Genomic DNA, 25,044 nt, shown 5'->3' on the forward strand with positions numbered 1-25,044 from the left:
CCAGCCCTGCGACAATTCTGCTAACGAAAAATCCGGGCGGACTCTATCCTGTCACTCTATCGATACCGGGCGTTCCCGGCCTCTGTCATGGATTACGAGCGTTATATGTTGCTGGCGAGTTTTTTTGGGGTGGTCATGGGCCTGGTGCTCGGTTTGACCGGGGCAGGGGGCGGCATTCTGGCGGTGCCGGCGCTGGTGCTGGGGCTGGGTTGGAGCATGACCGCGGCCGCGCCAGTCGCGTTGTTTGCGGTGGGCAGCGCGGCGGCGGTCGGTGCCATCGATGGCTTGCGCCATGGCCTGGTGCGCTATCGCGCGGCGCTGTTGATTGCCCTGCTGGGGGCGATTTTTTCGCCGCTGGGCATCTATTTCGCCCATCAGCTGCCGGAAAAAATCCTGATGATCCTGTTCAGCCTGCTGATGGTGATGGTTGCCGCGCGGATGTTGCGCCGCGAGCGCAAGGATGAAGGCCCGAGCGACCACGGCCATGCCAACTGGGGCCAGAAGAACTGCATGCTCGACCAGCAAACCGGGCGCTTCTCCTGGACTGCCAAATGCACCGCGACCCTTGCGGCCCTGGGTGCGGTGACCGGTGTGGTCTCGGGATTGCTGGGCGTGGGCGGCGGCTTTCTGATCGTGCCGGCGTTCAAGCAGCTGACCGACGTGCAGATGCGCGGCATCATCGCCACGTCCCTGATGGTCATCAGCCTGATCTCGGCCATCGGCGTGATCGGCGCATTGCATGCCGGGGTGCGCATCGACGGCCTGGGCGTGGCCTTCATCGTTTCCAGCATCGTCGGCATGATCGTCGGCCGCAGACTTTGCGCGCGCGTGCCGGCGCGGGCGTTGCAGGTTGGGTTTGCGAGTATCTGCCTGGTGGTTTCAGCCTACATGCTGTTCCGGGCGGGCCTCTGAAATATTGTAGGAGCCGGCTTGCCGGCGAAGGCGCACTTCAGGACGCCTTCGCCGGCAAGCCGGGCTCCTACAAGGGGCGGTACTGCAGCGTGAAGGCCAGTTCAGTGGATTGCCCCTGCTCCAGCAATCGCAACCCCGGGCGACCGGGCAAGTGATGGGCGTTGACCGGGTGGCTGACCGGTTCGATGCAGAAAAACGCCAGGCCTGGCGGGCAATAGAGCAAATAGTAATCGCTACCACTGGCCTGACAGTCCAGCTCGTAACCGAGGTCGGGTTGTTGGATCAGGCAGTGGCCATCCCATTGGCAGAAACCGTTGTCGACCAGTGCGGGGGGCAGCGCCCTGGGCTGCTGGAAATCCCATTCGGCAGGTAACGCACTCAGTTGCGTCGGCAGTTTTCTCTCATCGCACAACCAGACCTGTCGGGCGGTAGCCTGCAATAGAGTGTTGGCGTTGCGCGGCAGGTATGGGTGCAGCCCGAGGCCATGCCAGGCAGGGTGTTCGGCCAGATGGGTGACGCTCAATTCGATGCTCAACCGACCTTCGCTCAGATGGAAGCGTTGACGGGCGCAATAGGCAAAGGGCTCGGTGCTATCGAGTTGCAGCACCACTTCGTCAGCGGTTGAGGAAACCACCTGCCAGCGTTGCTGCCAGGCGCTGCCGTGAATCGGTAACGGATCGGGGCTGTTGGGCGTCAGGGCCAGCCAGCCGTGCGGGCAATCGAAGCCGCCTTCGGCGATGCGGTTGGACCACGGCACCAAAGGGAAGCAGCCCAGTTTGCCGGGAAGACCGGTGTTCAAGGCCTGCTCATCGGCGTGGCGCAACAAGGGCTGGCCGGTGCTGCGCACGGTCCAGTTGACGATGCTGCCGCCGAGTTCGGGGGCGAGGGTGAGGCGGGTGAAGGAGTCTTCGAGTTCGAGCAGTGTGGGTTTCATGTTCACCAGCAAGGGAAAGAGATGCACGGATTACCCTATGTAGGAGCCGGCTTGCCGGCGAAGGCGTCCTTGAGTACGCCTTCGCCGGCAAACCGGCTCCTACAGTCAAAGCGTTGCAAGATCAGCCGGGTTACAACACCAGATGCGGCAACCACAGCGACAGCGCAGGAATGTAGGTCACGGCCATCAGCACCAGGAACAGCACGCCGTAGAACGGCAGCAGGGCCTTGACGGTAGATTCGATGCTGACTTTACCCACGGCCGACCCCACAAAGAGCACCGCGCCCACCGGCGGTGTTATCAAACCAATCCCCAGGTTCACCAGCATGATCATGCCGAACTGCACCGGGTCCACGCCAATGCCGAGAATCACCGGCATCAGGATCGGCGTGAGGATCAGGATCAGCGGCGCCATGTCCATCACGGTACCGAGCAACAGCAGCATGACGTTGATGCACATCAGGATCACGTAACGGTTGTCCGACAGGGTCAGGAACATCGTGGTGATCTTCGCCGGGATCTGCATCAGGGTCATGATGTAGCCGAAGCTGGCGGCGAAGCCGATCAGGATCATCACGATCGAGATGGTGCGCACCGTGCGGTGCATCAGTTTCGGCAGCTCGCTCCATTTGTAGTCGCGGTAGATGAACATGGTCACGAAGAACGACCAGAGTACGGCAATGGCCGCGGACTCGGTCGCGGTGAAGATCCCGCTCAGGATCCCGCCGAGGATGATGACCATCGCCATCAGGCCCCACAACGCTTCGCCGCAGATCTTCAGCGCTTCGCGCATCGGGATGACTTCGCCCTTGGGGTAGTCACGCTTCTTGGCGAAGATCAGGCACAGCACCATCAGGCACGCGCTCATCAACAGGCCCGGTACCACGCCGGCCATGAACAGCGAGGCAATCGACACCGTACCGCCAGCGGCCAGCGAGTAGAGCACCGAGTTGTGGCTCGGCGGGGTCAGCAGGGCCTGCACCGAACCGCTGACGGTCACGGCGGTGGCGAACTCACGGGGATAGCCGCGGCGCTCCATTTCCGGGATCAGCACCGAACCGACCGAGGCGGTGTCGGCCACCGAGGAGCCGGAGATCGCGCCGAAGAAAGTCGAAGCCATGATATTGACCAGCGACAGGCCACCGCGCACGAACCCGACCAGCACCCCGGCAAACGCCACCAGACGCCTGGACATTCCGCCCTCGGCCATGATCGCACCGGCCAGCACGAAGAACGGAATCGCCAGCAGGGAAAACTTGTTCACGCCACCGGCGACCTGGATCATCAGCGCCTGGAACGGAATGTCGATCCAGAACGCGCCGATCAGCGCCGAGAGCCCCAGTGCGTAGGCGACCGGCATGCCGATCAGGATCAACGCGATAAAACTGCCCAACAGAATAAAAGCGTCCATTCAGGCAGCCCCTTCGTTTTCTTCAACGAGGTCGAAACGCACGACCCGACGGTTGCTCTGATCGCCGAGCAAGAGTTTTTCCAGAACAAAAATCAGCGTCAGCACGCCGCCCACGGGAATCGGCATGTAGGTGATGCCCACTCGCAGGGTCGGCAGGGCGCTCATGAACTGGTTCCAGGTCGACAAGCAAAGCTTGGTGCCCCAGATCGCCATGAACAGGCTGATGGTCGCCATCAGTAATTGTGAAAACACGCTCATGGCCTGGCGCAGTTGCGGCGACATCCGATCAGTGAGCATCGCCACTGCCATGTGCGAGCCGGAACGATAGCTGGCCGCTGCGCCGATGAAGGTGAAGACCATCATCAGCAGGATTGCAGTAGGCTCGGGCCAACTGGAGCCGGTGCCGAGCACATAACGGGCAAACACGCCCCAGGGAATGATCAGCGCAATGGCCAGCACGGAGAGCCCGGCGACCCAGATACAGGTCATGTAGAGCTTGTCATTGAAACGTAGCAGCAGATTCTTCATCGGGTTCCACCGTAACCGGGCGCGCACTGACAGATACCCACGTCAGTGGCGCCGGGCCTTTCTTGAGTGCAGGGAGGGTTACTGAACGGCTTCGATGCGCTTGATCAGGTCGACGTAAGGTGCGCCGTATTTCTCGCGAATCGAGGCGGTCGCCTCATAGAAAGGTTTCTTGTCGACGGTGATGAACTCGACGCCGGCTGCCTTGAGTTTTTCTTCGCTGCTGGCCGATTTTGCGTCCCACAGGGTACGTTCCTGTGCCTGCGCGGCTTTGGCGGTTTTCTTCACCAACGCCTGTTGCTCGGGGGTGAGTTTTTCCCAGGTGATTTTCGACATCACGATAGGTTCAGGCAGGATCAGGTGCCCGGTCAGGCTGTAGAACTTGGCGTTCTGGTAGTGATTGTGTTCGAGCAGGGTCGGCGGGTTGTTCTCCGCGCCGTCGATCACGCCAGTCTGCAGGGCGCTGAAGATTTCGCCGGTGTCCATGGCGATGCCGTTGCCGCCCATGGCGTTGATGGTTTCGATGAACATCGGGTTGCCTTGCACGCGGATCTTCATGCCCTTGAGATCTTCCAGGTTGCGCACCGGTTTCTTGGTGTAGATGTTGCGCGTGCCGCCATCCATCCAGGCCAAGGCCACCAGACCGAATTCGGAATCGGTGATTTTGGCGAGGATCTCGTCGCCCACTTCGCCATCGATGACCTTGCGCATGTGCGCCTGGTCACGGAACACGAACGGCATGTTGAACACGTTAACGTCCGGTACCACCGGGCCGACGATGCCGAGGCTGACCCGGGCCATCTGGATGGCGCCGACCTGGGCCTGTTCGACCACTTCCTTTTCCGAGCCGAGTACACCACCGGCGAACATCTTGAAGGTCAGCTTGCCGTCGCTGTCGGCCACCAGGGTCTTGCCCAGCTGTTCTTCGGCGACCACGGTGGGATAGCCCGCAGGGTGAATGTCGGCAAATTTGATTTCCAGCGCATGGGCGGCGCTGCTGAGGGTGAAGGCGAGGGGGAGTGCTGCGGCGAGCAAGGTGCGTTTGAAGTCCATGGGGGTGTCTCCAGTCTTGTTGTTTTTTTTATTCAAGGCACAGCGGTGAAACGTTTGCGTTTACTGCTTGAAGTGCGGCTCCGGCAGACCCTTGACGCCGGGATCGAGGGCGAACACGCCCCCGGCCAGGGACTGTTCATCCTGGTCGTCTCCCGGGCGGATCGAGGTCACGAACAAGGTGTCCAGGCGAGTGCCACCGAAGGCGCACATGCTCGGTTTTTTCACCGGGACGGCCAGGGAGCGGTCCAGTCGACCGTCGGGGGTGAAGCGGTGAATCAGCCCGGCATCGTTGCCGCAGATCCAGTAGCAACCTTCGGCATCGACCGCCGCGCCATCAGGGCGACCGGCGTGCTGGTTCATGTCGACGAACAGGCGGCGGTTGGTAGGGGTGGCGCTGTCGATGTCGTAATCGAAGGCCCAGATCTGCTGCACCAGCGGATGGGAGTCGGACAGGTACATGGTCCGGCCGTCCGGGCTGAAGGCCAGGCCGTTGGGCACGATAAGGCCGTTCAATTGCGCCGGCAGCGGTCCTTGCTCGCCGGCGCTGTAGCGATAGAGCGAGCCCACGGCGGCATTGGCGCCCATGTCCAGCACCATGCTGCCGGCCCAGAAGCGGCCCTGGCGGTCACAGCGACCATCGTTGAGACGCATGTCCGGGCGGGCGTGATCGACCTGGGCCAGGGGTTCGCTGTCGAGGCTGCCGTCGGCATGCGCATGCAGATGGAAGAACCCGCTCTCCATGCCTGCGACCCAGCCACCGTCGGGATGGCGGGCGATGCAGGCGAGCATTTGCGGGGTTTTCCAGGCGTGCACATGACCGGTCAGCGCGCTCCAGCGCTGCAGGCCGCCGGCGGGAATGTCGACCCAATACAGGGCGTTTTCCTCAGACACCCACACCGGGCTTTCACCTACCGTGTTGCGCGCATCGACAATCAATTCGGCTTTCATGGCAACTCATTCCCTTGGTTGTGGGGGGATCAGGACGATCAGTCGCCGAACGGGCCGGCCGCGCAAAAGGCACCGCCCTGGTAGATCCGCGCCGGGTCATCAGCGGCCGGCAGCGGCTGGGCTTCGACTTTTTCACGGAACACTTCGGAGTTGTCCTTGGGCTTGTAACCCAGCGCGCTGGCGTAACGGTTGTCCCACCAGACGTCCTTGTTGTCGGACGCGCCATAGACCACGGTGTGGCCGACGTTCGGGGTGTAGAGCGCACGTTCCAGCAGCTGGGTAAGGTCGCCGAAGCTCAGCCAGGTGCTCATCATCCGGCGGTTCTGCGGTTCGGGGAACGAAGAGCCGATGCGCACGCTGACCGTCTCGATGCCGTAGCGATCGAAGTAGAAGGTGGCCATGTCTTCGCCGTAGGACTTGGACAAACCGTAGTAGCTGTCGGGGCGGCGAGGGGAGTGGGCGTCGATGACTTCGTCCTGCTTGTAGAAGCCGATCACATGGTTGGAACTGGCGAAGATCACGCGCTTGACGCCGTGGCGGCGGGCAGCTTCGTAGATGTGGAACACGCCGCAGATATTGGCCCCAAGGATTTCTTCGAACGAGCGCTCAACCGACACGCCGCCAAAATGCAGGATCGCGTCCACGCCTTCGACCAGTTGATCCACGGCGTTTTTGTCGGCGAGGTCGCAGGGCACGACTTCTTCGCGATCATCAATGGCAGGGGCGATGTCGGCGATGTCCGACAGGCGAATGACATTGGCGTACGGGCGCAGGCTCTCGCGCAGGACTTTGCCCAGGCCACCGGCGGCACCGGTCAGCAGCAGGCGATTGAAGGGCGTTTGGGCGGTTGCAGTGGTTGTCATGGGAATTCCTGGACAAGCAGTTGTTATTATTGGGTCGTTGTAGGTTGTCGTACGACATTGCTGAAGTATCGTTAGGATTTCCGGTTTTTGTCAACGCGACATTGGTGGAATTTGACGGAGGGTTGTCACGATCAATTCTCCGAGAAAATCTCGATCCCTGTGATTGATCCCTGATGGCACTCGGACCTGTAGGAGCTGGCTTGCCAGCGAAGGCGTCCGCGAGATCGCCTTCGCCGGCAAGCCGGCTCCTACAGGAACGAGGTCGATCTTCGGGAATTACAACAACGAAATCGGATAGCTGATGAAAATCCGGTTCTCATCAAATTCGTTGGTGCTGAAATCCTTGCGGATACTCGCGTTGCGCCATTTCACGTTGAGGTTTTTCAGCGCACCGCTCTGCACGGTGTAGGCCAGTTCCGATTCACGGCCCCATTCCTTGCCGTCGGTGATGGTGCCGGTGTGCACGTTGTCGCCGCTGATGTAGCGGTTCATCAGGGTCAGGCCGGGAATGCCGAGGGCGACGAAGTTGTAGTCGTGACGCACCTGCCAGGACTTCTCTTTGGCGTTGTCATAGCTGGAGTTGTAGCTGTCGTTGGCCAGGGTCCCGCCACTGGTGCCGTTGACCCGCATCCACACGTCGTCGCCGCTGAGTTTTTGCAGGCCGACGTAGAAGGTGTTGCCGCCGTATTTGGCCGAGAGCAGGGCAAACGCGGTCTTGTTGTCGAGGTCGCCGGCCAGGGCGCTGCCGTCTTCCTTGCCGATGAAGTAGCCGAGGTTGGCGCCCAGGGTCCAGTCGCCGATGGGCTGGCTGTGGCTAAGGTTGAAATACTGCTGCTGATAGATATCGCTGAGTTCGGCATACCAGACGCCGACCTGGGTGCGTTTGTCGTTGAAGGCGTATTCGCCGCCGCCGAAGTTGAATCGGTCCGAGGTGAAGGCGGCCGATTTGCCGTTCATGAACATGTCTTCCATGCTCGCATCGTTGCGCGGGCTGTTCTGGCGGAACTGCCCGCCGTAGAGCGTCAGGCCGCTGATCTCGGTGGAGGTCACCTGGCCGCCGCGGAAGGTTTGCGGCAGCGAGCGACCGTCGTCGGAACGCAGGATCGGCAGCACCGGCATCCATTCGCCGACCTTCAGTTCTGTTTTCGAGATCTTGCCTTTGAGAGCCACGCCCAGGCGCCCAAAGTTGTCGGCCGGGCGGCCGTCGCCGTGGATCGGCAGCAACTGCGTACCCCCGGTGCCTTTGCCGCCGTCGAGCTTCTGCGAGTACAGGCCAAGCACATCGACACCGAAGCCGACCGGGCCCTGGGTGTAGCCGGACTTGGCGTCGAGGATGAAGTTCTGTGTCCATTCTTCCGCCTTGCCCTGGGGGTAGGCCGGGTTGGTGTAGTTGCGATTGATGTAGGCGTTGCGCAGGTTCAGCGTGGCTTTGGCGTCATCGGTGAAGCCTTCGGCCTGGCAGGCGATGGGCAGGGCGAGGGTCAGGCTGCTGCAACCGATCAGGCTCAGCGTCTGCAAACGGGTAAAGGACGGGCGTGGGGTACGGGCGGACGAATCGCGGACGAGCTTGCTCACTGTGACGCTCCCTTGCTGCTTTTTGTTTTTATTTTTGTCATACGTCGTCGTACAACATTGGCGCAGATATTTGCGGGATTTTAAGGGGTTGTCAATCGGAAGTTATACGATGACTTTAAGGCAATGGTTAAAACCTGTGTGAGCCAGCCTGCTGGCGATAGCCATCTCACATTCAACATTGATGCAGGCTGATACTCCGCCATCGCCAGCAGGCTGGCTCCCACAGGGGACAGGGTTTGTCAGCCGGAAATCATGGGTGCCAAGGTGCCCAGCAAAGAGACGGCAGCTACCGCGCCAAGCCCCAGCAACCACTCCAGCAGCACACTGTAATTTGTGGGAGCCAGCCTGCTGGCTCCCACAGGGGACAGGGTTTGTCAGCCGGAAATCATCGGTGCCAGGGTGCCCAGCAAAGAGACGGCAGCTACCGCGCCAAGCCCCAGCAACCACTCCCAGAAGCACACTGTAATTTGTGGGAGCCAGCCTGCTGGCGATAGCCATCTCACATTCAACATTGATGCAGGCTGATACTCCGCCATCGCCAGCAGGCTGGCTCCCACAGGGGACAGGGTTTGTCAGCCGGAAATCATCGGTGCCAGGGTGCCGAGCAAAGAGACGGCAGCTACCTCGCCAAGCCCCAGCAACCACTCCCAGCAACCACTCCCAGCAGCACACTGTAATTTGTGGGAGCCAGCCTGCTGGCGATAGCCATCTCACATTCAACATTGATGCAGGCTGATACTCCGCCATCGCCAGCAGTCTGGCTCCCACAGGGACAGGGTTTGTCAGCCGGAAACATGGGTGCCAAGGTGCCCAGCAAAGAGACGGCAGCTACCGCGCCAAGGGGAGGCTGGAGCGCCATGGCGTCAGCAGCAGGATCACCAGCAATGCGTTGAGCAGCAGGTGCCAGCCCCAGACTTCACCGAAAAAAGTACGACCAAGCACCCGCAGCAAAATCGCCGGTTCGAACGCCGCCGCCCAGGTGCCCGCCATGCTCGCGGTGACCAGCAGTAACCAGCCGACACCGCTGGCCAGCGCCACGACCGCCAGCCACTGACTGAGGCGCAACAGTGGCTGATCCAGCGTTGTGAGGCGACCCAACAGCAGCGGCCGGAACACCCACGCCCCGAACAACATCAGCACCACGCAAAAATGTACGAAGCGGCACAGCACCATCGCATCCGCCATGTATTACTGGCCCACCTTGAACGCGTAGGCGCCTTCGCTTTTGTGGGTATCGACCGACACCACATGCCACTCGACCTTGTAGTCTCCAGCGGTGAAGGGGACCGCCGGCGTGACAATCAGGGTCTTTTTATCAGGACCCTGGGTGACCAGGCTTTTGACCAGGATCTCGTCGCCGTCGCGGCTGATCGTGACTTTGCAGAAGTCGGCCTCGACGCCTTCGGAAAACACCAGGCTCAGTTCCGCGGGAGGCTTCACGGTGCTGTCGGCAGCAGGTGTCTGGCTTTGCAGGTGGGCGTGAGCCCATACAGATGAGGCGCACAGGAGCGCGCCGAGCAGAGCGATGGTGGTCAGGGTGTTCTTCAAGCGCATGTCGGGTCCCTCGGCGGCAGGTTTCAAGTGGTGGTCAGTCTAGCCGCGCCAGAGCGGTTATACGAAGTTTGGTTGTCCTCTGTCGCCGCGCCGTAGAGCGGTGCTAGTCTTGTTCAATGTTGTTGTCAGGGAGCCCTCATGGGCAATCACAAGATCGAGATCCGTCGCAGTAACGTCGAGAAAATTCTGCTGGGGGCCGAGAAGGTCTTCGCCGAAAAAGGCTTTGGCAGCACCGCCATGGCCGATATCGCCGCCGAAGTGCAACTGCCGCGTTCCAACCTGCATTACTACTTCAGCACCAAGACCGAACTGTACAGCGCCGTGCTGTTCGACCTGCTGGAAGTGTGGAAGCAGGATGCGCTGTGCTTCGAGATGTTCGACGACCCGCGCGTGGTGCTCAGCAGCTATATCCGCGCCAAGATGAACCACTCACGCAGCCGCCCCTACGGCTCGAAAGTCTGGGCCAACGAAATCATCCACGGCGCACCGACCCTTGGCGAGAAGCTCGACGCGAGCCTGTACGACTGGGCCAAGATGAAGGAAGCGAAGATCCGCCAGTGGGTCGACGACGGCCGCATCCTGCCAGTGGAGCCTTCAAGCCTGCTGTACATGATCTGGGCCTCGACCCAGCACTACGCCGACTTTGATCATCAGGTGAACATTCTCAACGATCATCAGCCGCTGTCGGACATGCAGTTTGAACGGGCAGTGCAGACGGTGACCAGTGTGATTTTGCGGGGGATTGGGTTGGAGCCTTGAGATTAATACTTCTGTAGAGTGTTAATTTCTGATTGATTTATTGGTTCTTTCAAGTTCTTCGATGGTAACGCTTCTGATCTTAACCTCCAGGAAGATCCTCTTTTGTCTTAGTTTCCATCGCTTTATTGAACTCGGTTCAGATGCTATTTGACTTGTTAAGTCTTCCCAGTGTGTTTTTTGTGATCCAGTATACATTGCCTGAAGATTCGACGATTCTTTGAATTCTTCGTACTTTTTTGCGTTGTTGTAGAGTTTGTCCTTGTATTGGATATTTTTCTTTGATGTTTTTTTTGATATTTTTTTGGTTTTTGAGTCCAGTTTAAAAGGACCTAGTTGGTGCGGAAATGGTTGCGCCGAACTGCTAGGTGTTGACGCTTCCTGAGGCAGTATCCGGTACTTTGTTTGTGAACTGCCAGAACTTAGCGAGGTGGCGTGACCGATGGCAGTGGGTGTTGGTGATGGGGCATTTGCTCGGGCACTAGAAGTGGCTGTGGTAACCGAAGCGCGGTTAACATCTGCGGTTTGCGATGCTTTCCTCAATAGAGCTTTGAAGTGCGCGAGGCGAGAATTTCCGGTAGGGTCTCCGAAGTTGATCGGGTCCCATCCACAATACGCATAAGGATTAATGCCGCCCTCACTAAAAGGGCTGAGCTCATCCGGGCTGTTAAAACGCATCAGAACAGGATTAAAAAAGCGATTGCCCTGTCCTAGTGGGTAGTGACCCGTTGTAGCGTCAGGACATTCCCCGTTAAACCCGATCAAGGCACTTAAACCACTTTTCACAGGATGATGCCCGTAGGCGCAATAGGCAAATTGCTGTGGATTAATCCGTGACACCGTTTTCATCAGCGAATGCGCCTGGTCGGTTGCCAGCAACGTGGTTTGGCTCACACCAGCTTCATTTTGACTCTGCGCCAATGGTTGGGCTTGATGGCGGAAGATTGTTCGTTGTATCTGTTGTCCCAGCTCGGTAGCCAGGTGGTTCTCTTGATAGAAACGCTGGGTGCCCTCGGTCTGCAAAAGTCCCACACCAATAAGTCGATCCAATGGGTCGTATACATAACGGCGCAAAATCTTCAATGCTGGGGCTGACATGGCGCAGTCCTCGCTGGCGAAATGAATGCGTGTCAGCTTCGTAGTTAATTCGGGGGGCGTCTACTAGCAGAACTGATAGTCAGGAAGGTGTGTCGGCGATGATCAGGGGTATCAGCGCTGGGTGCAGTCGCAGGAGATTGGATTGAAGGCTTGAGGCTTATGGTGACTGTACCGGCTTTATCGCGAGCAAGCTCGCTCCCACAGGGATCATTGGTGTACTCAGGATTGATGTACGACACAAATCCACTGTGGGAGCGAGCTTGCTCGCGATGGCGTCGGTTCAGAGGCCGCAGATTTCAAGGACTGACGTGATAGGGATTTCTCGGGTCATGATTCCAGTCCAGAAACGGCTTGCCAGTGTCCACCGGCACCATCTCGATGCAGTTCTCGACCGGGCAGGTGATCTGGCACAGGTTGCAACCCACGCATTCCTCATCGATCACTTCATACGCGTGCGTACCATCGGCCTTTTTCAGGCTGGCCACCGCCTGGTGCGAAGTGTCCTCACAAGCGATATGACAGCGCCCACAACCAATGCACGCCTCCTGGTCGATCTTCGCGATCACCTGATAGTTGATATCCAGGTACTTCCAGTCGGTGGTATTGCCCACCGCACGCCCGGAAAACTCGGCGATGCTGGCGTAGCCCTGACTGTCCATCCAGCGTGACAGGCCGTCCTTCATTTCTTCGACAATGCGAAAGCCGTGCAGCATCGCCGCCGTGCACACCTGCACCGAACCGCTGCCCAGGGCCATGAACTCGGCGGCGTCGCGCCAGTTGCCGATGCCGCCAATGCCGCTGATTGGCAGGCCCAGGGTCTGCGGGTCGCGGGCGATTTCGGCGACCATGTTCAAGGCGATCGGCTTGACCGCCGAGCCGCAATAGCCGCCATGGGTGCTCTGGCTGCCGACGATGGGATTGGCGACCATGCGCTCCAGGTTGACGCTGGTGATGGAGTTGATCGTATTGATCAACGACACCGCATCCGCGCCGCCACGGTGCGCCGCGCGGGCCGCCACGCGGATGTCGGTGATGTTCGGCGTCAGCTTGACGATCACCGGCAGCGAGCAATACGTCTTGCACCAGCGGGTGACCTGCTCGACGTATTCCGGCACCTGGCCGACCGCCGCGCCCATGCCGCGCTCCGGCATGCCGTGGGGGCAACCGAAGTTGAGTTCGATGCCGTCGGCACCGGTGGCTTCCACCAGGGGCAGTATGTGTTTCCAGGACTCTTCGACGCAGGGCACCATCAGCGACACGATCAGCGCGCGGTCCGGCCAGTCCTTCTTGACCTGGGTGATTTCCCGCAGGTTGATCTCCAGCGAGCGATCGGTGATCAGTTCGATGTTGTTGAAACCGAGGACTTCTCTGTTAGCCCCGAAGTGCGCCGAATAGCGCGATGACACGTTGACCGCCGCCGGGTCTTCCCCGAGGGTTTTCCAGACCACGCCGCCCCAGCCGGCCTCGAAGGCGCGGACCACGTTGTAGGCCTTGTCGGTCGGCGGCGCGGAGGCCAGCCAGAACGGGTTGGGGGACTTGATGCCGGCGAAGACAATCGACAGATCGGCCATTTATGCAGCCTCCACGTTGAGCATCAGTTGCGCGTTGATCGCCTCGGCGGCGCGTTTGCCGTGCTGTACTGCCTGCACGGTGAGGTCCTGGTCGAGGCTGGTGCAGTCGCCGCCGGCATACACCCCGGGGATGCTGGTGCGCAGGTGTTCGTCCACCTCTATGCGATCGCCCTGACGCTTGAGTTCTCGGGCTAAAGGATCGGCGAGGGCGCTGGAATCGAAGCTTTGGCCGATGGCTTTGAAGATGGCATCCGCGGCCTGTTCAAAGGTTTCGCCGGTGGTTTGCAGGCGACCTTCAACCAGGTGTGTGCGAGCGAAGCGCATGCCGCGCACCTGGCCCTGGTCGTCGAGCAGGACTTCTTCCGGTTGGGCCCAGGTCAGCAGGCGTACCTGATTGGCCTTGGCGATGTCCTGTTCATGGTGAGTCGCTCCCATGTCCTCGGCGCCACGGCGGTAGACCAGGTTGACGTCGCGGGCGCCGAGCCGGGCCATCTGCACCGCCATGTCGATAGCCGTGTTGCCGGCACCGAGCACGATGCAGTGGTCGGCCAGCGGCAGCTGGCTCAAGTCATCGGCCTGGCGCAGTTCGCGGATATAGTCGGTGGCCGCCACCAGGCCGGGCGCGTCTTCATGCGGCAGGCCCAGCTGTTTGCTGGCCGCCAGGCCAATGCCGAGGAACACGGCGTCGAATTGTTGATGCAGGTCGCTGAGGCTGAGGTTATCCCCGAGTTTGTACCCGTGGCGGATTTCGATGCCGCCGATTTCCAGGAGGAAATCCAGCTCCTTCTGTGCGTAATCGTCCACCAGTTTGTATTTGGCGATCCCGTATTCATTCAGGCCGCCGGCCTTTTCCCGGGCCTCGAAAACCACCACGTCGTGGCCGTGCATCGCGCTGCGGTGGGCGCAGGACAACCCGGCGGGGCCGGCACCGACCACGGCAATGCGCTTGCCGGTGGCGGCACTGCGGGCGAACGGGTGTTCGCTGAAGTGCGCGTTGTCCACGGCGTAACGTTGCAGCAGGCCGATCAGCACCGGCGCGCATTCATGGGCGTTGTTGCGCACACAGGCCTGCTGGCAAAGGATCTCGGTCGGACAGACCCGGGCGCAACTGCCACCGAGGATGTTGGCTGAGAGGATTTTCTGCGCCGCCCCCTGGACGTTGTCCTGGTGAATGTTGCGGATGAACGAGGGAATATCGATTTCGCTCGGGCAGGCATTCACGCAGGGCGCGTCGTAGCAATACAGGCAACGCGAGGCTTCCAGATGCGCCTGGCGATCGTTGAGTGGCGGCGCCAGGTCGGTGAAATGGCCGGCGAGGGCGGCCGCGTTCTCATGGGGATGCGGGAGGTGGGTCAGGGTCTTGATCACGGTGTTGGCCTCACGGTAATTGAGGTGCTGCCTCTGTCGGGCATTGTTTTTGTGTTGACTGGGCCGGCCTCTTCGCTGGCAAGCCAGCTCCTACAGGGGAATGCATTTCAAACTGTAGGAGCGAGCTTGCTCGCGAAAGGCCGCAGGCCGCTCTCAGCGTTTCACCGCAACGGGCTGATTCAACTCCGCCCGCTTGCTCAGCAAATCAAACACCGCCGGATAAGCCGGCCGTTCGATGTACCGCCCGGCACCGCGCTCGGCGCGCAGGTCGCCGTCGGCCCAGACCACGCGCCCCTGGCTGATGGTGTGGCTGGGTACACCGCGCACGGTCTTGCCTTCGAAGATATTGAAGTCGACCTGCTGGTGATGGGTCTTGGCGGAAATCGTGCGCGAACCTTGCGGGTCCCACAGCACCAGGTCGGCATCGGAGCCGACGCGGATCGCGCCTTTGCGCGGATAGAGGTTGAAGATCTTCGCGGTGTTGGTGGAGGTCAGCGCGACGAATTGCTGCATCGAAAAACGCCCGGTGTTCACGCCTTCCTCCCACAACACCGCCATGCGGTCTTCGATGCCGGCAGTGCCGTTGGGGATCTTGCTGAAGTCGTCCTTGCCGGCGGCTTTCTGCTCGGCGCAGAAGCAGCAGTGATCGGTGGCGGTTGTGTGCAGGTTACCCGCCTGCAAACCGTGCCACAGGGCTTCTTGATGGCCGCGTGGACGGAACGGTGGGCTCATCACGTACCCTGCGGCGGTCTGCCAGTCCGGGTGCTGATAGACGCTGTCGTCCAGCAGCAGATGCCCGGCCAGCACTTCGCCGTAGACCGGTTGGCCCTTGGCGCGGGCGTAGGTGATTTCGTCGAGGGCTTCCTTGGTCGAGACGTGGACCAGATACAACGGCGTGCCGAGGGTTTCGGCAATGCGGATGGCCCGGCTTGCCGCTTCGCCTTCCACCTGCGAAGGGCGTGACAACGGATGCGCTTCCGGCCCGGTCATGCCCTGGGCCATGAGCTTGCGCTGCAGGTGGTACACCAGCTCACCGTTTTCCGCATGCACGGTCGGCACCGCGCCCAGTTCCAGGCAGCGCTCGAAACTCGCCACCAGGGTGTCGTCGGCCGCCATGATGGCGTTCTTGTAGGCCATGAAATGCTTGAAGCTGTTGACCCCGTGATGAATCACCAACTCCTCCATTTCTTCGCGAACCTGCTCGCTCCACCAGGTGATGGCGACGTGGAAGCCGTAGTCGGACGCCGACTTCTCGGCCCATCCGCGCCACTGATGGAAGGCCTCCATCAATGACTGCTGCGGATTGGGAATCACGAAATCGATGATCGACGTGGTGCCGCCGGCAAGACCCGCCGCCGTGCCGCTGAAAAAGTCTTCGCTGGCCACGGTGCCCATGAAGGGCAGTTGCATGTGGGTGTGCGGGTCGATGCCGCCAGGCATCAGGTATTGGCCGCTGCCGTCGAGTATCTCGGCACCTGCGGGAACGTCGAGGTCTTCGCCGATGGCCTTGATCACGCCGTCTGCGCAATACACATCGGCGCGATAACTTTCATCATGGGTAACAACGGTAGCGCCACGGATCAACAGAGACATTCCGAGTTCCTCGCAGGCAATGACCGGCTGATGCCGGTTCTAGATGTTTTATAGACGTGAGCGGTAACCGGCTTAATCCTGTCAACGCTGTCAGGAATAAAAACTAGTCTTAGTTATAGGAATGAGCAAGATTATTTTTTATAAGCTTATGACTGTTTTAACTGTTTGATAAATAACAAATATAAACAAAAAACAGCAAAATGGTGCGGCCTCTCACCATTTTGACGCACTTGACAGGATCCAAATATGGTCAAGATTTCTTATGTGAAATCAGCCGTTTGAGGATGGTCTATGGTTGATGCGCGACTTTGAAAAAAATATCGATGCACCAGTTTGAGTCCTGACTGTTCGGACAACTTGGCGGGCATTTGGCCTGAGAGGCATGCCGAGTAACCGAGGTGACCCAATAAAACTGATAAACATCAGTGAGTTGCAGAGTGTTTATGGAACTGCCCGATGCGCAAGCGGGGCACCCGGCACGTTTATTGATGCCGCCAGCCCTCGATGAGCAAAAAATAACTCAAAGAACAGTGGAGCGGCCATGCAACAGATCAGATCGCAAGTGACCGAGCGCGACGGCTTGTTCGAGCTGGAAGCCGGCAGCGATGTCCTCGACAGTCCCCGTTACAACCACGACATTGCACCAACCAAGGTGCGTGAAAGAACCTGGAACAAATGGCACATCACGGCGTTATGGGTCGGCATGGCGATTTGCGTGCCGACCTACACCCTGGGTGGGGTGCTGACGGCGTATTTCGGCCTGAGTGTCGGTGAGGCGCTGCTGGCCATCCTGTTTGCCAACATCATTGTGTTGATCCCGCTGACGCTCAACGCCTTTCCCGGCACCAAGTACGGCATTCCGTTTCCGGTGTTGCTGCGCTCGTCCTTCGGTATCTTCGGGTCTAACATCCCATGCCTGATCCGCGCCCTGGTGGCCTGTGGCTGGTTCGGCATCCAGACGATGTTCGGTGGCCTGGCGATCCACCTGTTCCTGGGCTCGGTGTTCGAGGGCTGGAAGTCCCTGGGCGGCACAGGCGAAGTCATCGGCTTCATGGTGTTCTGGGCACTGAACCTGTGGGTGGTGATTCGCGGCGCCGAGTCGATCAAATGGCTGGAAACCCTCTCGGCACCGCTGTTGGTGCTGGTGGGGGTCGGGTTGCTGGTGTGGGCCATGCCCAATGTGTCGATGACCGAGCTGCTGGCGATCCCGCCCAAGCGTCCAGAAGGCGCGGGTGTGGCCAGCTATTTCGCGGCCGGGCTGACCGCGATGGTCGGGTTCTGGGCCACGCTGTCGCTGAACATCCCCGACTTCAGCCGCTACGCGAAAAGCCAGAAAGACCAGATCGTCGGGCAGATCATCGGCCTGCCACTGACGATGTTCCTGTTTGCCTCCCTGGGCGTGGTGATGACCGCTGCCTCGGTGAAGCTGGTGGGCGTGACGGTGTCCGACCCGGTGACCCTGATCGGCCATATCCAGAGCCCGGTCTGGGTGGCGCTGGCCATGGCGCTGATCATCATCGCCACGCTGTCGACCAACACCGCGGCCAACATCGTTTCACCCACCAACGACTTCCAGAACATCGCCCCCAAGGCGATCAACCGGACCAAAGCGGTGATGCTCACGGGGTTCGTGGGGTTGGCATTGATGGCCCATGAACTGCTGAAAAAGCTTGGCCTGATTGTTTCGGATGTCAGCCTGGAAACGGTGTATTCCAACTGGTTGCTCGGCTATTCCAGTCTGTTGGGGCCGATTGCCGGGATCATGGTGGTGGACTATTTCCTGATCAAGAAACAGCAGCTGGACCTGGCCGGCCTCTACCGCGACGACGTGTACCCGGCGTGGAACTGGAACGGTTTTCTCGCGTTCGGCGTGCCGGTGGTGTTGACGCTGCTGTCCCTGGGCAGCGACGTGTTCAGCTGGTTCTACAGCTATGGCTGGTTCACCGGCTCGGCCCTTGGCGGGTTGATTTATTACGGGTTGTGCGTGATGCGGCCCAGTCCATCTGTCGTGAAATCTGCGGTGTAAGGGAGGGCCTCTTCGCTGGCAAGCCAGCTCCTACAGGTGATCGCGATCCCTTGTAGGAGCTGGCTTGCCAGCGAAGGCGGCCTCAAACACACCGCAGAATTGCCTGAAAAACTCATAAGAACAGCCTGAGGAGATCCCCATGAACGCGGCCGTAGACGTTCTGCAGTCCACCCATCAGCACATCAACCGCGACCGTCTGTGGCAGTCGCTCATGGAACTGGCCAAGCTCGGCGCCACGGTCAAGGGCGGTGTGTGTCGCCTGGCCCTTACCGACCTCGATCGCCAGGCCCGGGACACTTTCGTCAAGTGGTGTGAGGAGGCCGGCTGCACTGTCAGCATCGACGCCGTCGGCAATATCTTCGCCCGCCGTCCCGGACGCAATCCGGACCTGCCACCGGTGATGACCGGCAGCCACATCGACACCCAGCCCACCGGCGGCAAGTTCGATGGCTGCTTCGGCGTGCTGGCCGGCGTCGAAGTGCTGCGTACCCTCAATGACCTGGGCATCGAGACCGAAGCGCCGCTGGAAGTGGTGGTGTGGACCAACGAAGAGGGCTCGCGTTTTGCCCCGTGCATGATGGGCTCCGGTGTGTTCGCGGAAAAATTCACCCTGGAAGAAACCCTGGCCAAGGTCGACGCCGAGGGCGTGACGGTGGGCGAAGCGCTCAATGCCATTGGCTACGCGGGAACCCGCCAAGTCAGTGGCCACGCCGTGGGCGCCTATTTCGAAGCGCATATCGAGCAAGGGCCGATTCTCGAGGATGAACGCAAGACCATCGGCGTCGTCATGGGCGCCCTCGGCCAGAAATGGTTCGACCTGAAACTGCGCGGCGTCGAAGCCCACGCCGGCCCGACGCCCATGCACCTGCGCAAGGACGCCCTGGTGGGCGCCGCGGTGATCGTCGGTGCGGTCAATCGCGCTGCCCTCGGTCACCAGCCCCACGCTTGCGGCACCGTCGGTTGCCTGCAAGCCTATCCCGGCTCGCGCAACGTCATTCCCGGCGAAGTGCGCATGACCCTGGACTTCCGCCACCTCGAACCGGCGCGACTGGACTCGATGATCGCCGAAGTGCGCGAGGTCATAGCAACCACCTGCGAAGAACACGGCCTGACCTATGAACTGACCCCCACCGCCGACTTCCCGCCGCTGTATTTCGACAAGGGCTGCGTTGAGGCAGTACGCGGTGCGGCGCAAGGGCTGGGCCTTTCGCACATGGATATCGTCAGCGGCGCAGGGCACGACGCGATCTTCCTGGCCGAGCTGGGACCGGCCGGGATGATCTTCGTGCCGTGCGAAGGCGGCATCAGCCACAACGAGATCGAGAATGCCAACCCGGATGACCTGGCGGCTGGGTGTGCGGTGTTGTTGCGGGCGATGCTGGCGGCTTCGGCAGCGGTGGCCAAGGGGGCGAAGGCTGCTTGAAACGCAAAGGATCGAGCCTGCGGCAGCAGCTGCAGGCTGCGATTTCCTGATCATCAAACGCTTGTCGCCTGCTCAAGCTTTTCACTGACCACCAGATCCACCTGATGAATCGGTTTGCTCCGATGCCTGAGCATCCCGCCCTGGCGCTGGCTCATCACCGCCGTCATCTCGGCGAGTATCGCCAGCGCCACGCTCTGCGGCGCATCGCCACCCAGGTCGAGACCCATCGGGTAGTGCAGCGCTGAGGTGCCCAGGCCGATTTCGGCCAGCAGGCGTTCGGTGCGCTCCCTGGGGCCGAGTTGGCCGAGGTAGGCGGGCGAGGCTTGCAGGGCCAGCCCAAGCCAGTGCCGGTCCTGGCGGTAGCTGTGGGTCATCACCGCCACAAAGGCGCCATCGATCAGCGGGGACAGGTCCAACGGGTTGTCGAGGCTGGCGAAGACCACGGCGTCGGCTTGCGGGAAACGTTCGGCGCGGGCGAAGTGGCTGCGGCTGTCGACGACGCTAACGTGCCAGTCCAATAGTTTGGCCATGCGCACCAGCGGCTGTGCGTCGTGACCGGCGCCGAAAATCACCAGGCGCGGCGGCGGGGCGATGTACTCGAAAAACACCTCGACCTCACCACGGGCGTCGCTGTAGAGCCGTGTCGAGGACTTTTTCTGCGTCAGTGTCTTGTGCAGGTCACGACGAATCCCATGGGTCAATTGCAGGTTGCGCAGGCTTCCCACGGTGTCGGACAGCAAGCGGTCACCGACCCGGACACTGGCATAACGAGAGGTGCCGATCACCGTGGCCATGGCGGCCGGTTGCTGACGGTCGCGCACCCGGCGCAGCAGTTCGATGGCCGGTGCAGGGGATTTTGCGCGCAGGCGCTCGAGCAAGACGAATACTGTGCCGTTGCAACCCAGGCCAAAGGTCAGGGCGCTTTGCTCATCGTCTTCGTCCTCGGTGGCGCCGGTGCTGTAGCGGCGCACCAGCGGTTCGCCGGAGTCGGTCAGCCACCAGGCTTTTTTTGCCAGGTCCTGCTCCAGGCAACCACCGCTGACGGTGCCGACGGTGCGACCGTGCAAGGGAATGAGCATCCGCGCACCGGGACGGCGATAGGCCGAGCCTTCGACCTTGACCACGGTGGCGAGGATGGTTTCTTCGCCGGCCTGGGCGGCGGTGTCGATGGCTTGCAAGAGTTCGTTGAGGCCGGACATGCAATCGCTCCCGAAAATGACGGAGATCCCTTGTAGGAGCTGGCTTGCCGGCGAAGACGGCGGGTCAGGCAACATCTCTGCTAACTGACACACCGCTTTCGCTGGCAAGCCAGCTCCTACAGGGGATTTGGGGTGGTAGGTCAGTCGTCTACCTTCATCAACTGCCGCACTCCCTCCCACGCCTCGGCCCGCATCCGCTGCACATCCAGCCCCGGGATCACGCCGTCATCGACCACCACCCGGCCGCCGACCAGGCTGTACTTCACCGCAATCGGCTCACCGGCCACCACCGGCGCCACGGCGATGTCGTGGAAACCGAAGAAGCGCGGGTGGTCGAGACCGTAGACCACCAGGTCCGCCGCCTGACCGATCTCAAGCGTGCCGACCGCCCCCAGCCCCAGCACCTGCGCGCCGCCGGCCGTGCCCCAGTGGATGACATCTTCGGCGGTGGTCGCCGAGGCGCCTTGCTCCGCCCGGTGAATCAGCCACGCAGTGTTGGCTTCGCCGACCATGCTCCCGGACTCGTTGGACGCCACGCCATCCACGCCAAGGGAAATTGGCACCCCGGCCTCGAACATCTGCGGCACTGGCGCCACGCCGCTGCCCAGGCGCGCATTGCTCACCGGGCAGTGGGAAATGCCGGTGCCGGTTTGTGCGAGCATGCGGATTTCACCGGGTTGCAGGTGGACGGCGTGGGCGAACCACACGTCCGGGCCGAGCCATTCGTGTTCGGCGACGAATTCCACCGGCAGGCAGTTGTATTTCTCGCGGCAGAAATTCACATAGTTCTGCGTTTCCGACAGGTGCGTGTGCAGGCGCAAGCCGAGGCCACGGGCGGTGTGGGCCAGTTCCCGCAGCAGCGTCGGTGGCAGCGAAAAAGTCGGCGTGGTCGGCGCGACCACCACCCGGCGCAGGGCGTCCGGGGTGTCCTGGTGATAGCGCGACTTGAGCCGTTCGATGTCACCGACCATCTGCTCGAGGGTTTCCGGTTGCAGCGCGGTTTTCGAGAACCCCGGATGCGCGCTGGCCGACTCCAGCGCGCCGCCCCGGCACAGGACAAAACGCAGGCCGAATGCTTCGGCCATGTCGAACAGCAGGTCACCGGTCTCGGTGGTGCCGTTGGCATGGTAGAGGTAATGGTGATCGGCGCAGGTGGTCACGCCCGACAGCAGCAATTCGGCCATGCCCAGCTGCGCGGCGATCCGCGCCAGTTGCGGGGTGAAGCGGTTGAGGCGCGGGTAGGGCACGCTGGCCAGCCAGCCTTGCAGGTCCTGGTTCAGGCCTTCGGGTACGGCCTTGAGCAGGTTCTGGAACAGGTGATGGTGGGTGTTGATCCAGCCCGGATACACCAACGAATGGCGCGCGTCGATCACCCGCTCACCGGGTTGCGCTTCAAGGCCTGCGGCCATTTCGGCGATACGCCCGTTGACGATGCGGATGTCCACGGCGCCGGCCCTGGCCCGTGGGCCACGCAGGCCGGTCATCACTGCCGCCGGGTTCTTGATCAGGATGTTTTGCAGTTGAGTCATGGTCGGCTCCGGTCAGAGGCTGTGGGTGGCGGATTTGCTGGCGGCGGCATCAGGCACGCTGACGCCGTTGAGGGTGGCGTTGAGCAGCACCGACACCAGGCAGGCGATGACAACGCTGCTGTGCAGGAACGGCTGCGACCACTCGGGCAATTGCTTGAACAGGGCCGGCGCCAGCACCGGCACCAGGGCGGCGGCGAGGGTGAAGCCGACGATCAGCACGTTGTAGCGATTGCGCTCGTAGTCGACCTTGGCCAGGGTCTGGATCCCTGCCGCGGCGACCACGCCGAACATGGCGACCCCGGCACCGCCGAGGGCCGCAGTCGGCATCGAGGCGATGATCGCCCCGGCCTTTGGCACCAGCGCCACCGAGCACATCAGCAAGCCGCTGACGGCGACGACCCAGCGACTGCGCACGCCGGTGAGGATCACCAGCCCGACGTTTTCCATGAAGGCAATGAACGGAAACGCCGCGAACATGCCGGCGATGGTGCTCGCCAGGCCATTGGCGCGCAGGCCGTTGATCACCTGCTTGTCTTCGACCGGTTTTTCGACGATGTCACCGATGGCCACGAACAGCCCCATGGACTCGACCATCTGCACGATCATCACCACCACCATGGTGGCAATGGGGATCAGGCTGAAGGTCGGCAGGCCGAAGTAGAACGGGTAGGGCACGGTGAGCCACGGCGACTCCTGCACGCTGTGAAAACTTCCCATGCCCAGCCCGTAAGCCAGCGCCGCGCCCACCAGCATGCCCACCAGCACCGCCATGTTGCGCAACATCGGGCTGCCGTAGCGGTTGACCAGCAGGATGCTCAGCAACACCACGGCGGCGACTGCCAGGTACGCCGGTGCGCCGAAGTCGCTGGCATGGCGACCACCGCCGACCCACTCATAGGCGATGGGAAACAGCTGCAGGCCGATCACGGTGACGATGCAGCCAGTAACCACCGGCGGAAAAAACCGGCGTAATCGACCCACGAATGGCGCCATCAACATGGTGAAAATCCCTGCGCCTATTACGGCCCCGCAGACCCCGGCGAAACCGACCTCCGGATTGGTGCCGATGGCGATCACCGGCCCCACGCTGCTGAACGCCACGCCCTGGAGGATCGGCAGGCGCACACCGAATTTCCAGAAGCCGACGGTTTGCAGCAGGGTGGCGATGCCTGAGCAGAACAACGTGGTGCTGATCAGCACCACCGTGTCGGCGTGAGACATTTTCAGGGCGCTGGCGACAATCAACGGCACGGCGATGGCGCCGATGTACGAGACGGCCATGTGCTGCAGGCCGAGGGTGAGCATTTGCCGGACCGGCAGAATCCGGTCGACGGGATGGACGGTGGATGTTGCGGGGGTATTGGCTGACGACATGGGGAATCACCTCTAGCTGTTGTTATTCGGTACAGAGGGGTATTCGTTCTGATGCCCTTTCAGTGCGCCTCATCCCCTGTAGGAGCTGGCTTGCCAGCGAAGGCGGCGTATCAGTCGACATCCATGCCAACAGACGCACCGCTTTCGCTGGCAAGCCAGCTCCTACAGGGTTTGTGTCGTCCTGAAAAATGGGCATCAATCATTCATGTGCCCGGAACCGCCATCCACCGGCTCCGATGCCTTGTTCAGCCTGCCAGGCAGGCGGCGAAGCCCTGGTTCAAGGCCGCGCGGTCCAGGTCGCGGCCGATGAACACAATCTTGCTCGAGCGGGGTTCGCTGCCCCACAAGGTTGATGCGCGAAACTCGACGAGGCTGTGCACCCCCTGCAGCACGTAGCGCTGGTCTTGATCGGCCACCGCCAGCACGCCCTTCATGCGGTACAGGTTGTCGGCCTGTTCGGTGCGCAGCCTGGTGATCCAGCGATGGAAGTCGCCCAGGTTCACCGCGCCATCCACGGCGATGCCGACCGACGTCACGCTCGGGTCGTGCTCATGGTCGGGTTCGTCATGGGCATGGTGATGTTCATCGGCGTGGTGATCGTGCCCGGCGCCGATCTCCATGAGTTTTTGCGTGGACTCGAAGGCGCCAATGCCGAGGATTTTCGACAGGTCGATTTCGGCATAACTGGAGGTCACCAGCTCCGCCGTGGCATTGAGCCAGCGGATTTTCTTGCTCAGGGCCTCCACTTCGGCCTCGCTGACCAGGTCGACCTTGTTGATGACGATGCGGTCGGCGCATACGATCTGGTCCACGGCCTGGTTGTCCACGCCATCGAGTTGCAGGTCTTCCAGGTGCTGGGCGATGTGCTTGGCATCGACCATGGTGACGATGGCGTCCAGTTCCACCTCATCGGCAATTGGGTCGTTGATGAAGAAGCTCTGGGCCACCGGGTACGGGTCGGCCAGGCCACTGGTCTCGATCAGGATGTGATCGAGCCGCACCGGCCGCGCCACCAGCTCACGGACGATGCGCACCAGGTCTTCGCGGACCTCGGCGGTACAGCACACGCAGCCGTTGACCATCTCGTAGATTTCTTCGGTTTCCGAGCTGAGCACCAGGTCGCCGTCGATGCCGACTTCGCCGAACTCGTTCTCGATCACGGCGATCTTGCGCCCGTGGTTTTCCTTGAGGATGTAGTTGAGCAGGGTGGTTTTGCCGGCACCGAGGAAGCCGGTGAGGATAGTCACGGGGATCTTGGTGTTGGGGGTTGGGGCGTTGAAGGGGGTGTTCATGTAGAGCTCCTTACCTGTGTTTTGCCGAAATGCGATCAAA

The 25,044-nt window shown here is 61.2% G+C and carries 20 protein-coding genes and 1 pseudogene; 4 read left to right on the forward strand and 17 right to left on the reverse strand.

Going from position 1 to position 25,044, the window contains the following annotated elements; all coding sequences use genetic code 11:
* Positions 1-105: 105 nt before the first annotated feature.
* Entirely contained in the window at positions 106-912 is an 807-nt protein-coding gene (locus NPS56_RS20535) for a sulfite exporter TauE/SafE family protein (RefSeq protein ID WP_274076359.1), read from the forward strand.
* A 67-nt stretch (positions 913-979) separates the two neighbouring features.
* Here the strand turns inward: NPS56_RS20535 and NPS56_RS20540 are convergent, their stop codons facing one another.
* The 9 genes and pseudogenes from NPS56_RS20540 to copC form a co-directional block, all read right to left on the reverse strand.
* Entirely contained in the window at positions 980-1,846 is an 867-nt protein-coding gene (locus NPS56_RS20540; RefSeq protein WP_274076308.1) for an aldose 1-epimerase, read from the reverse strand.
* Positions 1,847-1,976: 130 nt separating this feature from the next.
* The gene (locus NPS56_RS20545; protein ID WP_056852883.1) at positions 1,977-3,257 is read right to left on the reverse strand and encodes a TRAP transporter large permease; all 1,281 of its coding nucleotides are present in this window, start codon (positions 3,255-3,257) and stop codon (positions 1,977-1,979) included.
* On the reverse strand, positions 3,258-3,785 hold the full coding sequence (locus tag NPS56_RS20550; protein WP_274076309.1) for a TRAP transporter small permease: 528 nt from the start codon (positions 3,783-3,785) through the stop codon (positions 3,258-3,260). It lies immediately after the preceding gene.
* Positions 3,786-3,863: 78 nt separating this feature from the next.
* On the reverse strand, positions 3,864-4,835 hold the full coding sequence (locus tag NPS56_RS20555) for a TRAP transporter substrate-binding protein (RefSeq protein WP_274076310.1): 972 nt from the start codon (positions 4,833-4,835) through the stop codon (positions 3,864-3,866).
* A 60-nt stretch (positions 4,836-4,895) separates the two neighbouring features.
* Positions 4,896-5,783, reverse strand: a complete 888-nt coding sequence (locus tag NPS56_RS20560) for an SMP-30/gluconolactonase/LRE family protein (protein ID WP_274076311.1) — start codon at positions 5,781-5,783, stop codon at positions 4,896-4,898.
* A 38-nt stretch (positions 5,784-5,821) separates the two neighbouring features.
* Positions 5,822-6,646: an NAD-dependent epimerase/dehydratase family protein gene (locus NPS56_RS20565; protein ID WP_274076312.1), complete on the reverse strand. Its 825-nt coding sequence runs from the start codon at positions 6,644-6,646 to the stop codon at positions 5,822-5,824.
* A gap of 276 nt (positions 6,647-6,922) precedes the next feature.
* Positions 6,923-8,221: an OprD family porin gene (locus NPS56_RS20570; protein WP_425313640.1), complete on the reverse strand. Its 1,299-nt coding sequence runs from the start codon at positions 8,219-8,221 to the stop codon at positions 6,923-6,925.
* A gap of 837 nt (positions 8,222-9,058) precedes the next feature.
* Positions 9,059-9,406: pseudogene (locus tag NPS56_RS20575) on the reverse strand (copper homeostasis membrane protein CopD); the annotation flags it as partial.
* Positions 9,407-9,409: 3 nt separating this feature from the next.
* Positions 9,410-9,775, reverse strand: coding sequence for a copper homeostasis periplasmic binding protein CopC (gene copC / locus NPS56_RS20580; RefSeq protein ID WP_274076313.1), 366 nt, complete (start codon positions 9,773-9,775; stop codon positions 9,410-9,412).
* Positions 9,776-9,913: 138 nt separating this feature from the next.
* On the opposite strand from copC, the gene NPS56_RS20585 reads away from it, so the two are divergent.
* Positions 9,914-10,534: a TetR/AcrR family transcriptional regulator gene (locus NPS56_RS20585; protein WP_046817413.1), complete on the forward strand. Its 621-nt coding sequence runs from the start codon at positions 9,914-9,916 to the stop codon at positions 10,532-10,534.
* Positions 10,535-10,555: 21 nt separating this feature from the next.
* Here the strand turns inward: NPS56_RS20585 and NPS56_RS20590 are convergent, their stop codons facing one another.
* The 4 genes from NPS56_RS20590 to hydA all read right to left on the reverse strand — a co-directional run bounded on the left by NPS56_RS20590 (position 10,556) and on the right by hydA (position 16,161).
* Entirely contained in the window at positions 10,556-11,629 is a 1,074-nt protein-coding gene (locus tag NPS56_RS20590; protein ID WP_274076314.1) for an RHS repeat-associated core domain-containing protein, read from the reverse strand.
* A gap of 296 nt (positions 11,630-11,925) precedes the next feature.
* Positions 11,926-13,200, reverse strand: coding sequence for an NAD-dependent dihydropyrimidine dehydrogenase subunit PreA (gene preA / locus NPS56_RS20595; RefSeq protein ID WP_274076315.1), 1,275 nt, complete (start codon positions 13,198-13,200; stop codon positions 11,926-11,928).
* Positions 13,201-14,568: an NAD(P)-dependent oxidoreductase gene (locus tag NPS56_RS20600; RefSeq protein ID WP_274076316.1), complete on the reverse strand. Its 1,368-nt coding sequence runs from the start codon at positions 14,566-14,568 to the stop codon at positions 13,201-13,203. It lies immediately after the preceding gene.
* A gap of 153 nt (positions 14,569-14,721) precedes the next feature.
* Positions 14,722-16,161, reverse strand: coding sequence for a dihydropyrimidinase (hydA, locus tag NPS56_RS20605; RefSeq protein WP_274076317.1), 1,440 nt, complete (start codon positions 16,159-16,161; stop codon positions 14,722-14,724).
* A 541-nt stretch (positions 16,162-16,702) separates the two neighbouring features.
* Here hydA and NPS56_RS20610 point away from each other — a divergent pair.
* Both NPS56_RS20610 and NPS56_RS20615 read left to right on the forward strand, forming a co-directional pair.
* Positions 16,703-18,187 (forward strand): NCS1 family nucleobase:cation symporter-1, encoded by a 1,485-nt coding sequence (locus tag NPS56_RS20610; protein ID WP_274076318.1) that lies wholly within the window; start codon positions 16,703-16,705, stop codon positions 18,185-18,187.
* A 139-nt stretch (positions 18,188-18,326) separates the two neighbouring features.
* Complete coding sequence (locus tag NPS56_RS20615) at positions 18,327-19,610, forward strand: Zn-dependent hydrolase (protein WP_274076319.1); 1,284 nt, start codon at positions 18,327-18,329, stop codon at positions 19,608-19,610.
* A 53-nt stretch (positions 19,611-19,663) separates the two neighbouring features.
* Here NPS56_RS20615 and NPS56_RS20620 read toward each other — a convergent pair whose 3' ends face one another.
* The 4 genes from NPS56_RS20620 to NPS56_RS20635 all read right to left on the reverse strand — a co-directional run bounded on the left by NPS56_RS20620 (position 19,664) and on the right by NPS56_RS20635 (position 25,004).
* Complete coding sequence (locus NPS56_RS20620; RefSeq protein ID WP_274076320.1) at positions 19,664-20,809, reverse strand: XdhC family protein; 1,146 nt, start codon at positions 20,807-20,809, stop codon at positions 19,664-19,666.
* A 140-nt stretch (positions 20,810-20,949) separates the two neighbouring features.
* Positions 20,950-22,338: an amidohydrolase family protein gene (locus NPS56_RS20625; protein WP_274076321.1), complete on the reverse strand. Its 1,389-nt coding sequence runs from the start codon at positions 22,336-22,338 to the stop codon at positions 20,950-20,952.
* 12 nt (positions 22,339-22,350) lie between these two features.
* A complete protein-coding gene (locus NPS56_RS20630) occupies positions 22,351-23,712 on the reverse strand; it encodes a nucleobase:cation symporter-2 family protein (RefSeq protein ID WP_274076322.1) in 1,362 nt (453 codons plus the stop codon).
* 245 nt (positions 23,713-23,957) lie between these two features.
* Positions 23,958-25,004: a CobW family GTP-binding protein gene (locus NPS56_RS20635; RefSeq protein ID WP_274076323.1), complete on the reverse strand. Its 1,047-nt coding sequence runs from the start codon at positions 25,002-25,004 to the stop codon at positions 23,958-23,960.
* Positions 25,005-25,044 lie beyond the last annotated feature (40 nt).

The organism is Pseudomonas putida, assembly GCF_028682635.1.
GTDB lineage: Bacteria > Pseudomonadota > Gammaproteobacteria > Pseudomonadales > Pseudomonadaceae > Aquipseudomonas > Aquipseudomonas putida_AE.